The organism is Pararhizobium gei (genome assembly GCF_029223885.1).
Lineage (GTDB): Bacteria > Pseudomonadota > Alphaproteobacteria > Rhizobiales > Rhizobiaceae > Pararhizobium > Pararhizobium gei.
On record NZ_CP119409.1, the window covers coordinates 3,337,530 to 3,351,295 of the forward strand.

Annotated in this window: 15 protein-coding genes; 10 read left to right on the forward strand and 5 right to left on the reverse strand. The window is 58.8% G+C overall.

From position 1 onward, the window contains the following. Nucleotides 1-79: 79 nt before the first annotated feature. Nucleotides 80-838, reverse strand: coding sequence for a trehalose-phosphatase (gene otsB, locus PY308_RS16190; protein ID WP_275784497.1), 759 nt, complete (start codon nucleotides 836-838; stop codon nucleotides 80-82). A 118-nt stretch (nucleotides 839-956) separates the two neighbouring features. On the opposite strand from otsB, the gene PY308_RS16195 reads away from it, so the two are divergent. Both PY308_RS16195 and PY308_RS16200 read left to right on the forward strand, forming a co-directional pair. After that, nucleotides 957-2,036, forward strand: a complete 1,080-nt coding sequence (locus tag PY308_RS16195) for an ROK family protein (protein WP_275784498.1) — start codon at nucleotides 957-959, stop codon at nucleotides 2,034-2,036. An 88-nt stretch (nucleotides 2,037-2,124) separates the two neighbouring features. Beyond that, a complete protein-coding gene (locus PY308_RS16200) occupies nucleotides 2,125-2,709 on the forward strand; it encodes a YidB family protein (protein ID WP_275784499.1) in 585 nt (194 codons plus the stop codon). Nucleotides 2,710-2,888: 179 nt separating this feature from the next. Here PY308_RS16200 and PY308_RS16205 read toward each other — a convergent pair whose 3' ends face one another. Both PY308_RS16205 and PY308_RS16210 read right to left on the reverse strand, forming a co-directional pair. After that, entirely contained in the window at nucleotides 2,889-3,503 is a 615-nt protein-coding gene (locus PY308_RS16205) for a general stress protein (RefSeq protein ID WP_275784500.1), read from the reverse strand. Between the two features lie 43 nt (nucleotides 3,504-3,546). Next, nucleotides 3,547-3,867: a PepSY domain-containing protein gene (locus tag PY308_RS16210; protein WP_275784502.1), complete on the reverse strand. Its 321-nt coding sequence runs from the start codon at nucleotides 3,865-3,867 to the stop codon at nucleotides 3,547-3,549. 310 nt (nucleotides 3,868-4,177) lie between these two features. Between PY308_RS16210 and PY308_RS16215 the strand changes: the two genes are divergently transcribed. After that, nucleotides 4,178-4,588 (forward strand): hypothetical protein, encoded by a 411-nt coding sequence (locus PY308_RS16215; protein ID WP_275784504.1) that lies wholly within the window; start codon nucleotides 4,178-4,180, stop codon nucleotides 4,586-4,588. Nucleotides 4,589-4,655: 67 nt separating this feature from the next. Here the strand turns inward: PY308_RS16215 and PY308_RS16220 are convergent, their stop codons facing one another. After that, a complete protein-coding gene (locus tag PY308_RS16220) occupies nucleotides 4,656-5,564 on the reverse strand; it encodes a LysR family transcriptional regulator (RefSeq protein WP_275784506.1) in 909 nt (302 codons plus the stop codon). Nucleotides 5,565-5,880: 316 nt separating this feature from the next. Between PY308_RS16220 and PY308_RS16225 the strand changes: the two genes are divergently transcribed. From PY308_RS16225 to PY308_RS16245, 5 genes are read left to right on the forward strand one after another with little or no spacing between them, the layout of a single operon-like run. After that, on the forward strand, nucleotides 5,881-6,651 hold the full coding sequence (locus tag PY308_RS16225; RefSeq protein WP_434064263.1) for a 5-oxoprolinase subunit PxpA: 771 nt from the start codon (nucleotides 5,881-5,883) through the stop codon (nucleotides 6,649-6,651). Then, nucleotides 6,648-6,890, forward strand: coding sequence for an acetyl-CoA carboxylase (locus tag PY308_RS16230; protein WP_275784509.1), 243 nt, complete (start codon nucleotides 6,648-6,650; stop codon nucleotides 6,888-6,890). Before PY308_RS16225 ends, PY308_RS16230 begins: the two co-directional genes overlap by 4 nt. Then, the gene (locus PY308_RS16235; RefSeq protein ID WP_275784511.1) at nucleotides 6,887-8,272 is read left to right on the forward strand and encodes an acetyl-CoA carboxylase biotin carboxylase subunit; all 1,386 of its coding nucleotides are present in this window, start codon (nucleotides 6,887-6,889) and stop codon (nucleotides 8,270-8,272) included. Before PY308_RS16230 ends, PY308_RS16235 begins: the two co-directional genes overlap by 4 nt. After that, nucleotides 8,272-9,147: a 5-oxoprolinase subunit B family protein gene (locus PY308_RS16240; RefSeq protein ID WP_275784512.1), complete on the forward strand. Its 876-nt coding sequence runs from the start codon at nucleotides 8,272-8,274 to the stop codon at nucleotides 9,145-9,147. Before PY308_RS16235 ends, PY308_RS16240 begins: the two co-directional genes overlap by 1 nt. Then, complete coding sequence (locus PY308_RS16245) at nucleotides 9,137-10,108, forward strand: 5-oxoprolinase subunit C family protein (protein WP_275784515.1); 972 nt, start codon at nucleotides 9,137-9,139, stop codon at nucleotides 10,106-10,108. Before PY308_RS16240 ends, PY308_RS16245 begins: the two co-directional genes overlap by 11 nt. Nucleotides 10,109-10,127: 19 nt before the next feature. Here the strand turns inward: PY308_RS16245 and PY308_RS16250 are convergent, their stop codons facing one another. Then, nucleotides 10,128-11,135: a GntR family transcriptional regulator gene (locus PY308_RS16250; protein WP_275784516.1), complete on the reverse strand. Its 1,008-nt coding sequence runs from the start codon at nucleotides 11,133-11,135 to the stop codon at nucleotides 10,128-10,130. A 608-nt stretch (nucleotides 11,136-11,743) separates the two neighbouring features. Here PY308_RS16250 and PY308_RS16255 point away from each other — a divergent pair. Together PY308_RS16255 and PY308_RS16260 are read left to right on the forward strand one after the other, a co-directional pair. Further along, nucleotides 11,744-12,820: an ABC transporter ATP-binding protein gene (locus PY308_RS16255; protein ID WP_275784517.1), complete on the forward strand. Its 1,077-nt coding sequence runs from the start codon at nucleotides 11,744-11,746 to the stop codon at nucleotides 12,818-12,820. A 46-nt stretch (nucleotides 12,821-12,866) separates the two neighbouring features. Then, entirely contained in the window at nucleotides 12,867-13,766 is a 900-nt protein-coding gene (locus PY308_RS16260; protein WP_275784519.1) for an ABC transporter permease, read from the forward strand.

The window sequence follows — 13,766 nt, forward strand, 5'->3', positions numbered from 1 at the left end:
CCGATCACCAGCCATCACGAAGCAGCCGCGTGCAGCAAGGGACGACAGCATCCCGACATGGTGCAAGCACAAGCCCGCGTCAATTTGCCATGCTCGTTATGACATTTCGAACGAGCGCTGGCGAGGAAAGCCGGGCCTGGGCGCAGGTCGGGGCATCCACAGTGCCGATTCTGACCGAAACCCCGCCGCGGGCATTCGCCACGGCAAACATGGATTCGTCAGTCAGGTCGTCACCGAGAGCAACCGGCGCCCGGCCGCGGAACGGTGCCGACTGGAGAAAGCGTTCCAGCGCGTCCCCCTTGCTGGAGCGCGCGGGACGAAGTTCGAACACCATTTTTCCAAGCTGCAGCGCCCAGCCCGGACCCGCTTGCTCGGCGTAAAACATCATCCGTTTTTCCAGGAGCTTCTCGTAGTCCGGCGCCAACCGGTAATGGGCCGCGACCGCAGCACCCTTGTCCTCGATCAGGACGCCGGGGTAGTTTTCGGCCTCTATCGTCAAGGCATGTTTCAGTGCCTGAAAGGCAGGCGTCGCCTCGGCAGGCTGCAGGCCGTTGCCATCGCGCAATTCAGCACCGTGCAGTCCTGCGGTCGGGAATGAGAACGGCTGGAACAATGTATCCGCATAGGCGAGCGAGCGCCCCGTAACCAAAGCCAAAGCGCCACCGAGCTTTCTCGACAACCTGTTCAGTTGCTCAGGCAGCCCGGCGGGAACTTCGATGGCATCAGGCGTTGCAGCCAGATTGAGCAAAGTGCCATCGATATCGAGAAACAAGGCCCAACGGTCCGGTTGGTGGAGTATCGTTTTCAACAGGGATTCTGTGGCGATCGTATCCTGCACTCTCTTCTCCGTAGCTGCCGGCCTGTCTCAGAGCTAGGTCACAGCCAAGCCCCGGCAAGGGGAACGCTACGCCCGGTCAAGCGTTATGTCCGCATGATCCATCCAGGAAAGTTGATCAATGGCAAAGAGCAGTTCCGCGTCGAACGCGAACATCAAGACGCCCCTGTCTCACGGCGCCGCCGAACTGCCTTCCGTCACGGTGGACGACTACAACAACGAGCTACGCGATAAGGACGGCTTCGTCGGTGACGGTGCGAACAAGCGAACCTTCCAGCTGAAGCTTGACGAATGGCGAAAGCTGGCGCGCCAGTTTGGCAAAGATCCACTGGGAGAGGCACGAAGCAACGAACTCTCGAAAAAGAAGATGGATGCCTTGTTGCGAGGCGACAATATCGAAGCTTCGGCCACCGTCATGAGCGCCATCGAGGATTTTTCGCAGGATTTTGCCCGCGTGATCTCGAAATTTCTCAAACTGAAAAGTTGGTCCGACACGGAACGCATCGCAGTCGGCGGCGGTTTTCGGGCCAGCCGATGCGGCGAATTGGCAATCGCCCGCACCATGCTCCTGCTCTATGCCTCTGGCACGAAAATCGACCTCGTCCCGATCGTGCACGACCCGGACGATGCCGGGCTGATAGGCTCGATCCACCTGATGCCCGCCTGGATGCTGAAGGGACACCGCGCCATTCTGGCCGTGGATATCGGGGGCACCAACATGCGGGCCGGCATCGTGGAATTCGACAGGCAGAAAGAGGTTCATTTCGAGCCGTCCGTGAGCGAGTTCTCGTTGTGGCGTCATGCCGACGACAAGCCGAGCCGCAGCGCTGCGGTGGAGCGTTTGGTCGAGATGCTTCGCGATCTGATCGGGAAAGCCGAAAAGGCAAAGCTCAAGCCGGCACCGGTGATCGGCATCGCCTGCCCCGGCATCATCAATCCCGACGGGTCCATTGAACGCGGCGGACAGAACCTACCCGGCGGAAACTGGGACAGCGATCACTTCAACCTGCCTGCGGCACTGATGAAAGCCATCCCCGAGATCGATGGTCACGCTACCTTCGTGATGATGCACAATGATGCCGTCGTGCAGGGGCTGTCGCAAATTCCCTTCATGGCTGACGTCTCGCGATGGGGCATCCTGACCATCGGGACGGGGCTTGGCAATGCCCGCTTTACGAACCGGCAGAGCGAATCCGGATAACTCCAGAGGCGTTTACCGCATCCGCCGGAACATGCACCTCCGCGGCGGGTTATGCGATGGAAACCAATCACGAACCGGAGATCATCCCATGTCACGCAGCGCCATGACCGCCCTCCTCAGTGTTCTTGCCGTCGCGGGCTTCCAAAACCGCGACAAGATTGCCGAGATCTTCAAGGGGCTCACGGGAAATGGCGGCCGTGCTGCCGATCCGAACGGCGATCTGACATCAACCGAAAATGGTTCGGCATCAACCGGAGGTCTTGGCGGTCTTTTTGGAGGCTTGGGCGGCACAGGAGGAATGGGCGGCCTGGGCGACCTTTTGCGCGGAAACTCGGGCGGCGGTAATATTCTGAGCGGCGGCCTCGGCGGGCTCCTCGATCAGTTCGACAAAGCTGGAAAAGGGGAGACGGCCAAGTCCTGGGTAGACGATGGTCCAAACAAGGAAATCGATGATAACGGCCTGTCGCAGGCATTAGGGCCGGACGTTCTGCAGGATATTGCGGCACGAACTGGGCTGACCCGGGACGAAATCCTGAGCAGATTGTCCAGCGATCTTCCGAAAGCGGTGGATAGCTTGACGCCCGAAGGAAAAATACCGGTCGAGGAAGACGATGACGGCATCTCAAATCCTCGTCCAGGCTCGGTTCCATCGGTGAAACCGACAATCGCCTGATAAATGTGGGCGGTACAATCGCCAATTTTTGCCCCCGTCCTTCGTTACCGAAATGGCGGACAAGGGAATGAGTGGTGCTGAATGTGAGCGGTAACCAAAATTATAAATGCAAAACTGATTCAGTCGTAACGTCGAAAAACGAGGATGCCGAATCCATGAATTCGGCATCCTTAGTATTTTTATATTGACGAAGCGCGACCGGCGTAGCGGGCACGTTCTGCATCGATTTCAGCTTGCGTGTAGGGTTCCGAAGCATCGTCGAAGCGGGTCCAGCCCTGGCCTTCGTAGGCCGTGCGTCGCGTGGGAAGATCAACCCAGTTGGAGCGCTGCAGGATGGCCTCGGCTTCAGCAGCACGTGCTTCATCGACCTTTGCCGTGACCAGCGTGCCGCCGCGACGGACGCCTTCGGCGTAAACGTGGGCATCATCCTCATCGACGCCGGAATCGGTCAAGGCACCGATCAGTCCACCGGCAGCACCGCCGACCACTGCGCCTGTCAGAGCCCCGGCAGCCGTTGCCGCAAGCCAGCCAGCGGCGACGACCGGTCCGACGCCCGGGATTGCCATAATGCCAAGGCCAGTCAATAGACCACCGACGCCGCCGACAGCTGCGCCGATCCCTGCGCCTGTACCAGCGCCCTCGGCGGCATCATTGTCACCGTCCTTATAGCGCCCGTCCGAATTGTTCGAGACGATGCTGATATCCCCGTCGGAAATACCGGCAGCCTTAAGTTGATCGACGGCCGACGTTGCGTCCGAATAATGATCGAATAGTCCTGTTACCGTTTTCGTCATGGTGTTTCTCCACTGTTGTGTTTTGAATTATATTAAGCTGCGATTACTTGGCGACGACGTTGCCCTGGTAATCCATGGACACAGCGACCGGCTTGCCGTCTTTGGTTGCCTTGGCCTGCCATACGCCTTTGTCATCCAGCTTCAGATCGGTCACGTCGCCGTAGCCGGCTTCGCCGATGCGCGACATGGCCTGATCTTCGGTGAAGCTGTTGGCGCCTTCTACAGGCGCTGTCGCATTGGTATCTTCGGGCGTTGCGACCGCAGGGGTTTCGCCTTCCGGATTAGCAGTCGGCGTGGCCGTCTGCGCGAAAACGGACGATGCAGAGAGGGCGACGACTGCCGCCGCAATAAAAAACTTCTTCATGGGTGTGCTCCTGTCGGATCTTGAAGTGATCCCCGCCCACAATCCACCAACACTCTATTGGTTCCATTCGCGACAATCCTGCCGATCGGGGAAATCTGAATCATTTTGGATCTATTAGCGCCCGGATCCTGGTGCGGTAGAGTTCGAAGGCCGTCGAGAAAGGAGCAAGAGACATGTAAAACCGCGCCCGACGCGTTTCGCACCCGATAATGGAAATGTCGTCAGCCGCTGCCCGTAGCAAGCCGTTGCGCGTGTCGAGGGAACATTGCGACATCCCGATGGTTTAGACCGGAATACAAAAGGAGCGGTCATGGCCACCTATAAAGACGAACGCGGCGACACTGTATCGACTGCAGATACGAAGAGGACTGTTGAAGTGAACCAAGTGGAGGCGCGCCAAGGATTCCTGGGGCGCCCCGTTCTTATGGTTCTGATCGCAGGTCTTGTGCTTGCAGCAGTGGCCGGTGTTGTTGCTGGGACCTACGGGGAGGCGACAGACAACGATGCAGCGGAGGGTACGCACCAGACAGGCACCGGGGAAAGCAAGGCCGTTATCACCTCGCAGGACCAGCCTGTGATCGACAACACCCCGCCGGCCGGCGAAACCATGCAGACAGTTCCCGCAGACAGGGATCCGACGTCGGAAACCGGGACGGGCGGAGCATCGCAGTCTGTAAGCCCGGCCGGCGTGGAAAAAGGCGGTAACGCGAGTGAGCCATAACGATCACGCGTGAGGGATCCACGCGAAGGTCGTCACCGAAATCAGCGATCACGGTCGCTGCGCAATACTACCGCTGAATGTTTGGAAGATGAAACGCCTGCTGGAAATAGGAGCGGAACGCTATCATGGCGGGAGAGAGTTCCATGTTCTTGCGCCAGCTGAGGCCGACATCCATGGCAGGCACGGGGTCGCTGACGGAAATCGTCTCGATCCTTCGTCCTTCCAGCGACCAGGGACGGTGCACCATGTCGGACAGGATTGCAACGCCCTGGCCGTTTGCGACCATGGAGCGCACCGCCTCTACCGATGACGTGCGGAGAATGACCCGCGGCTGGTAGGGGCTGGCGCTCCAGTATTTCAGCGCGGATTGCGCAGCTTCGTCCACTGTCAGCATGATATATGGCTCATCAGCGATATCGCGCAGACCGACAACATCGCGGCGCAGGAAATGATGCTGAGCAGGAACCCACAGCCGTCGTGCCGATCCCAAAAGCTTCTCGGTCATCAGCGCCGGATTGAGGATGTTCGACGTTAAAAGCACCGATATATCATAGCGGTTGGTCAGCAATCCCTCTTCTATGGATTCCCGGTTCTGTTCGAAAAACTGAACTTCCAGTTTCGGAAACAGCCGCTTCAAGCGCTCGATATGCAATGGCAGGAAGTAGCCCATCACCGTATAGGTGGCGGCAACGCTGAGTGTTCCCTCTACGGCGCTGGAGACGAAATTGAGGTGCGTCGCCTCATCCACCTTCTTCAGAATTTCATAGGCATGCGACAGGAACTGCCGTCCGGGTTCCGTCAGATCCATGCCCTGCGATGTCCGCAGAAAAAGACTGACGCCGACGATATGCTCCAGTTCCTTGATGGCAGTGGTGATTGCCGATTGCGAAATCGACAGGTTGACGGCCGCCAGCGAAATCTGGCCAAGCTCGGCCGTCGCTACGAAATATCGCAATTGTCTCAGGCTAACAGCCATACTCGCTTCCCGTCTTGGCTCGTAATTTTCAAGGTGAACCTTCTGAAAAACAGAACGACCGACCAAACAGTAAGCAGGGATATGCCTCCAATATAGCCAAATCAGCCTAACATGTTCAAAATAATCACAAAAAAAGAAACGTATTTGTCGCCGGGCATTCTGATTTTCAGATATACGATATGGTAAAAAAGAAATTTTCAAAGGGAATTTTTTCTCCTAGCCTTACTTGACCGAAAATATGCTGGCCTGAAAACCGCATGAATTCAGGCAATAGAGGACATGCGTCTTGCTTGAGATTGTCGATATCAATTGCGATATGGGAGAGGCTTTCGGGCGCTGGCGCATCGGCGATACCGACGACACCTCCCTGATGGGGTTCATCAGTTCCGCGAATATCGCCGCAGGATTTCATGCCGGCGATCCGAACCTGATGGATGAGACGGTCCGGCTTGCGGTCACCCACGGCGTCGGTGTCGGGGCGCATCCGGGTTACAACGACCTGCAGGGTTTCGGCCGCCGGAAGATCGACGGAACCGCCAGGGAACTGGTCAACGACATCATCTATCAGGTCGGTGCGATCCGCGAGTTTGCCCGCCGTCACGGCACGCGTCTGCAGCATATCAAGCCGCATGGCGCCCTTTACATGGAGATGGCCGTCAATCCGGAGCTGGCACGGATATTCGTCGATTACATGCGCGCCGCCGTCCCTGATACGCCTGTATTCTGCATGGGTGGTTCCGCCACTTACACCGCGGCACTTGAGGCAGGCCAGCCTGCCATCCGCGAATTTTATGCGGACCGGGATTACAACGATACCGGATCGATCGTCTTTACCCGCGATGCCGGACGGCCGGACCCGACGGCGATCGCCAGCAAGGTCCTGCGTGCCTGCAGGCAAGGCAAGGTGCGCACCGTCAGCGGCAACGACATCGACATCGCCTTTGAATCCGTCTGCTTTCATTCCGATACGCTCGGCGCCCTCGATATCGTGCGCACCATGCGCGAAACGCTGGTTGCAAACGGTATCCGCATCGCACCGGTATCGGACATCATCGGCCTTAAATCCACGCGCGGAGAACAGTCATGACCAAGCTCGAAATCAGATCGCCGCTACCTGGCACCTTCTATCGGGCTTCGTCTCCGGAAACGCCGCCTTTCAAGGCCGACGGCACTGCTGTTGCGACCGGCGATGTCATAGGCCTCATCGAAGTGATGAAAACATTTCAGGAAATCGCCTCCGACGTCTCCGGGGCAAATATCCGTTACCTGGTCGACAACGAGGAGCCGGTCATGGCAGGCCAGGTGATCGCCGAGGTTGAGCAATGACCATTCAATCCGTTCTCGTGGCGAATCGTGGCGAGATCGCGGTTCGCATCATTCGAGCCGCCAAGGCGCTGGGTATCCGCACGGTTCAGGTCTACAGCGCTGCCGATGGCGATATGCTGGCCGTCAGGCTCGCCGACGAGGCCATCAACATCGGCTCGCCTGCGCCCAAGAAATCCTATCTCAATATCGAGGCAGTGATCGATGCCGCCAAAGCGGCCGGCGTCGATGCCGTCCATCCGGGCTACGGCTTCCTGTCTGAGAATGGAGATTTTGCCGATGCCGTCGTTGCCGCCGGCATGATTTTCATCGGCCCGAGCGGTGACGCAATCCGTCTATTGGGCGACAAGGTGGCGGCCCGCTCCGTTGCAGCCAGCGCCGGTGTGCCCACCGTCCCCGGCAGCGACGGGCGCGTCGATACGCTCGAGGCTGCGCGCGCAGTGGTCGAAAAAACCGGCTTTCCGATGATGATCAAGGCAGCGGCAGGCGGTGGCGGGCGCGGTATCCGCATTGTCCAGACACTGGCCGATCTGGAACAGCAGTTCCCGCAGGCCTCGGCGGAGGCGGCAGCGGCCTTTGGCGATGGCGGTCTCTATCTCGAAAAGGTCATTACGCGGGCACGGCATGTCGAAGTACAGATTCTTGGCGATGGCGAGAACGTCGTTCATTGCTTCGAGCGGGAATGCTCGTTGCAACGTCGCCGCCAGAAGGTTTGGGAGGAAGCGCCTGCTTTTCTATTGCCGGCCGATATCCGCGAAAAGCTATGCGCAAGCGCAGTTGCGCTCGCCCGCGCCGTAAAATACCGGGGGGCAGGAACTGTCGAATATCTCTATGACGAGGACGCCGGCGCGTTCTATTTCATCGAGGTCAATACCCGCATTCAGGTCGAGCATCCTGTAACCGAAATGATCACCGGAATCGATCTGGTGCAGGAGATGTTTCGCGTTGCCGGTGGCGCTGCGCTGTCCATCCGGCAGGAGGATGTCCGCGTATCCGGCCATGCCATCGAATGTCGCATCAATGCGGAGGACCCTGCCCGCGGCTTCATGCCGGCGCCGGGCCGGATCGGGACGCTGGAGATACCGGAGGGTGAAGGCGTGCGTTTCGATACCATGCTTTACGAAGGTTATACGGTGCCGCCATTCTACGACAGCCTGCTCGGCAAGCTGATCGTCCACGCAGACACCCGCGAAGCCTGCCTCGACCGGCTGAAGACGGCGCTCGAAGGTCTGAAGGTCGAAGGGCTTGCAACCACCATTCCTTTGCACCTGGCGCTGGTTGACGACGACAACGTCCGACGCGGCGATTACCACACCCGGTTTCTCGAAACCTGGCTTGAGACGCATTTTGCCTTGCCCGTTACCCGGAAAGTGGAGGTTGCCTGATGCAGAGCCGCTATACATTCGGGGGTGACGAACACCTTTTCGTTGAATGCAGTGACGAGATGTCGCTGGACGCCTTCTTCAAGAGTCTTTCGATGGCCAAGGGGGTGCGCGACAGCGCGATCAAGGGCGTAACGGAAATCTGCCCGGCCAATGCCTCTTTCCAGATCAAGTTCAACCCCGACATCATAAAGCCGGACGATATCCTGAAAGAGGTCAAGGCGATCGAGGGCGCGGCTGAAAAGGCCGAACCGGTTCTGAAAACACGCATTGTCGAAATACCCGTGTTTTACAACGACCCGTGGACGCACGAGACACTGATGCGGTTTCGCGAACGGCATCAGGAACCGTCGGGGACCGATCTCGATTATGCGGCGCGTATCAACGACTTCGCGTCGGTCGACGATTTCGTGACGGCGCACTCGGGTTCGCCCTGGTTCGTGTCCATGGTGGGCTTCGTTGCCGGTCTGCCCTTCATGTACCAGATGGTGGAGCGCCAGCGGCAGATCGAGGTGCCGAAATATCTGCGGCCGCGTACGGATACGCCGCGCCTCACCGTCGGACATGGCGGCTGCTTCGGCTGCATCTATTCGGTGCGGGGTGCAGGGGGCTATCAGATGTTCGGCATCACCCCGATGCCGATCTTCGATCCGACGCAGACAACCAGCTACCTGCGAGACTTCATGGTGTTCTTCCGTCCCGGTGATATCGTCAAGTTCAAGCCGATCGATCGCGATGCCTACGATCAGGCGGTCGAGGATGTGGACAAGGGCGCCTTTTACCCACCGATCCGCGAGGTGACCTTCGACCTTCGGGCGTTCCAGAAGAATATCGCCGGCACCAATGCCAATCTGGAGGGCATGCTCAATGGCCATTAAGGTTCTGCACCATGGTCTGTCGACGACCGTCCAGGATCTCGGGCGGCCCGGCTATTTCCACCTCGGCATTCCGATCGGCGGTGCGATGGATCGCTTGGCGATGCGAGCAGCCAATCTGCTGGTCGGCAACGAGGAGAATGCGGCCGGGCTTGAAGCCGTATTCATGGGGCCGAAGATGGAATTCACGAAAGATGCGCTGGTCGCCGTCACCGGCGCCGATATGCCGGCGAAAGTCGATGGCGTGGCCCAGCCCGGATGGACGGCCTTCGCGGTGAAGGCCGGACAGACGCTCACCTTCGATTTCCTGAAATCGGGCGCGCGGATCTATATCGCCATTGCGGGTGGCATCGATGTGCCCGTGGCGTTGGGCAGTCGCTCGACCTATCCGATCGGCGCGCTGGGCGGCTTCAAGGGCCGGGCGCTTGCCGCTGGCGACGAATTGCCCCTGGGAACTGCAAACGCCGGGATCGCCGGTCGCACCGTGCCGGAGGCGCTGCGCCGCATGCCGGGCAATCCGGCCGAGCTTCGCGTGCTTCCCGGTCTGTACTGGGACCGGCTGACGGATGATGCGAAGGAAAGCTTCTTTGCCGATGCCTGGAAGGTCGCACCCGAGGCCGACCGCATGGGTTATCGCTTTCGCGGCGGCCGAAAGCTGTCCTTCATCGACCGGACGCAGCCTTTCGGCGCAGGTTCAGACCCGTCGAACATCGTCGACAGTTGCTACCCCTATGGTTCCATTCAGGTTCCCGGTGGCACGGAGCCAATCATCCTGCACCGGGACGCTGTATCCGGCGGAGGGTATTTCATGATGGGAACGGTCATTTCAGCCGATATGGACCTGATCGGCCAACTCCAGCCGCACACGCCGACCCGCTTTATCAAGGTGACGATGGAGGAGGCTCTCGAAGCGCGCACCGAGCGCGCAAAACTCATCGCCGCTATACGGCAAAGCCTGTCCTGAGGATGGCGGGATGACAGGACTATTCGACCCGCGTGAGATAGTCGGCCGTCACCGTCGGGCCGGGGATGATCGAGACGATCTTCATCTGGGCGATCATCCGACGCATCGCCGCATCGAGATGCGCTTCAAGCATGGCCGCCGCCGCCTTGGCGGCGCCGCGCACCAGAAGTTCGACGATGAGCCGCATTTCGGTAATAACGGTGGGGTCGCTCGGCAGACCCAGATGGCGCAACAGGCGCTCGGAGGCATCCAGCGGCAGGAGATTGTTTCGGATCAATTCGCGCATCTTTTCGTTGGCGTTGGTCATCACGCAGATGTCGATCATCTGGGACTGCAGCGCATCAAGATTTTCCAGATGCTCGCCGACATCGCTGCCTTCCATCTCGAGAAGCCGCACGAAAAGATCGTTCAGCCTGTCGCGATCGATATTCTCTGCGCCGGCCAGAAGCGCCGAAGGCTCCAGCATGCGCCGGAATGCAAAGTGGTCCTTGATGGTCTGGGCTGTCAGCGGCCCGGCGATCCAGTGCGAACTCTGGTTCTTGCGCACCAGACCGCGTTCATGCAACCGGCCAAGGACGTCGCGGACCACCGTTCGGCTGACCTTGAAATGGTTTGCGAGCTCGATCTCGATGATGCGGTATTGCCCGAACACAACACAGCCGGCGACGTCGGCCTCGACAGTATTGTAGATACGCTCCCAGGACGACCGACTTTGCAAAGCCTCATCGGCATCCCGCGCAATGACGATGCCGAAGGACTTGATATCCGTCCGGTCGGGAACCAGTCCTGCGTTCGGCGGGCCGACGAGAAAGCCACGCCCGTTGAAACGATGAATGAGGCCATCGGACTCAAGACGCGCAAGCGCGCGCTGGACGGGCGCACGCGACGTCTGAAGAATTTCGGCAATCGGCCCCTCCAGCAGGACAAGCCCCGCAGGCAGCAGGCCACCGTCGATATTCTCACGCAGAATCTGCTCGGCGATCTCGTAACGTCGCTGGGTGTTCTGTGCCGGCCGGTTTCGTATCATCGGAAGGGAGGTCCTCCATCCGCGTGACGGATGGTTTTGAAGTTGCATCTCTCTTTAAGACATTTTCTATGCGCGTCACATCAGAAACTAAATGATTTTTGTATACAATTAAACGGTGAATTCGCAAAATGGAATTGTGGGCCAGGGGATATCCGTGCCCGCAAGAATTTCGCACTTCTGCCAACAACAAAGGCAAAGCTGAAAGAAAATGTGATTTTTTGCATGTTTTTCCGGCAGAATTCTCGTCTAAAAAGCTTATTTTCTAGGCTTAGCTGCGAAATCGCATACTGCCGTCCAAGCTGCGACGCAAGCTGGTTTTTATGCGCGTTCGGTAAGCCCCATCGATGTCGGCTGTGAAAATGCGTGGAAAATTCTTTGATGGCGAAAAGCCTATTGAATACAAAGTTCATTTATGTAATCTTTTTGATCATCGGGCGCCGGAAGAAGCGCCCCAGAGGTGGACGAAAAGAAACGTCGAGAACGAATGATGCGGTGTGCGCAATTGCTTGTGCGCAAACGCCCTTGCCTTGCCCGGTCGTGTCGTCGTTCTTGCATGGCAGGAAGGGAAAAAGTCAGTCGTTGCTCGCCGTCAAACTGACAGGGAAATCATGTCGGCAGTTCTGGATCTCTCGAATGTGCGAAAGACCTACGGCGCCCTGAACGCGTTTGACGGGCTTGATCTCACATTGCCTGACAATGCCTATGTGGCGCTGCTCGGACCGAGCGGTTCCGGCAAGACAACGCTATTGCGGGTGATCGCCGGATTTGAAACGCCGGATGCCGGCAGCCTGACCTTCAAGGGCAACCGCATCGAGGGTGTTGCGCCGCATCGTCGCGATATCGGCTTCGTCTTTCAGAATTTCGCGCTTTTCCCGCATTTGTCTGTGGCCAAAAATATTGCTTTCGGTCTCGAACATCGCGACATCGATCCGGTGACAGATCCGAAAATACTGCAGGCGCGGGTCAAAGACATGGTGGCCCTGGTAGGGCTCGACGGTCTCGATGAACGGGCCGTCACGCAGATTTCCGGCGGCCAGCGCCAGCGCGTGGCGCTCGCCCGCACACTGATCACCGAGCCATCGCTGGTTCTGCTCGACGAACCGCTTGGCGCGCTGGATGCAAACCTGCGCGCCCGCATGCGCACCGAGTTGCGCGCCATTCGCGAACGTTGCGGCGTCACGTTCCTGCATGTGACGGGAAGCGAAAGCGAGGCGCTGGCCATGGGCGATCTCGTTCTTGTTCTCGATCAGGGCAAGATCGCCCAGGCCGCTGACGCCGACACGATCTACAACCGGCCGCAATCGCCTGCCGTCGCCCGCTTTCTCAATTGCTACAACCTGTTCGACGGTACGCTGTCGGGCGATGGCTTCGTCAATCCGCTGGCGACCTTTCCGCTCGGTGGCGCACGACCGCGCCAATGCGGCAAGCCAGGCTATGCCATTCGCTACGACCGGATCGCCGTTCGTCCGCTGGACGAGGCCATCGCCAATGACGAGGTTCGGCTCGAAGCGACCTTCGTCGCTGACGAATATTCCGGCGCCGCGATCAATTCCTTCTTTTCGCTGGATGACGGGCGCGTGTTCGAGGTGGAGTCGCATCTCAGTCAGACCGTGCCCGCCGCACTTGAACCCCATTCGCGCTATGCACTGGTCTGGAAGCGCGACGATGCCCTTGTCTACGCATGACCGGCTTGCAGCATTTCCGGCGGCAAGACGGATTGGAGATTGAACGATGACGATAATCGCTGAGACGACATCCACGGCACCACCGGCAATTGCCGCAAAAAAAGCGTCGGACAAGACGCTGTGGCTGCTTTTGCCGGGCGTTCTGTGGATGCTTCTTTTCCTTGTCGTTCCCATGCTGATGATGGTTTACGTCTCGTTCTGGACGCAGACCACGTTCAAGATCAGCCCGATCCTGACGGTCCAGAGCTGGGTGACATTCTTCACCAGCGAAACCTATCTGAGCGCGCTCTGGACGACGGTTCGGATATGGCTGATCGTCCTCGTCGCAACTCTTCTCGTCGGTTATCCGGCCGCGCTTTATGTCGGGCTTTTCGTGCGCAACAAGACCGTCCAGACCGCGCTTCTGGTGCTCTGCGTCATTCCCTTCTGGACATCGTTTCTCATCCGCGTTCTGGCCTGGCGACCGATGCTGGGGAAAGAGGGCGCGATCAACCTCATCCTGCAGGCGCTCGGCGTCATCGACACGCCCATTGAAGTTCTCCTGTTTTCCGAGCTTTCGGTGATCATCGGCATGACGCAGATCTATTGCGTCTTCATGGTCGGCCCCATCGCCTTCATGATGGGCCGTATCGACCAGAGCGTCATCGAGGCGGCGCAGGATATGGGTGCCGGCTTCTGGCGTATCTTCCGCACAATCATTCTGCCGCTGACGATGCCCGGCGTTGTCGTTGGCGCCATCTTCGTCTCGGTCATGGTGCTCGGCGAATTCGCAACCGCCGCTGCCCTTTCCGGACGCAAGGTCAATCTGCTCGGCAATATCATCGTCACTCAGGTCGGATCGCTGAAATGGGCCTTTGCCGCCGTCGTCGGCGTGGTTCTCACCATCCTCATGGGCATCGTGGTGGCGGCGCTGCTGCGGATCGTCGATCTCAGAAAGGCGCTTTGA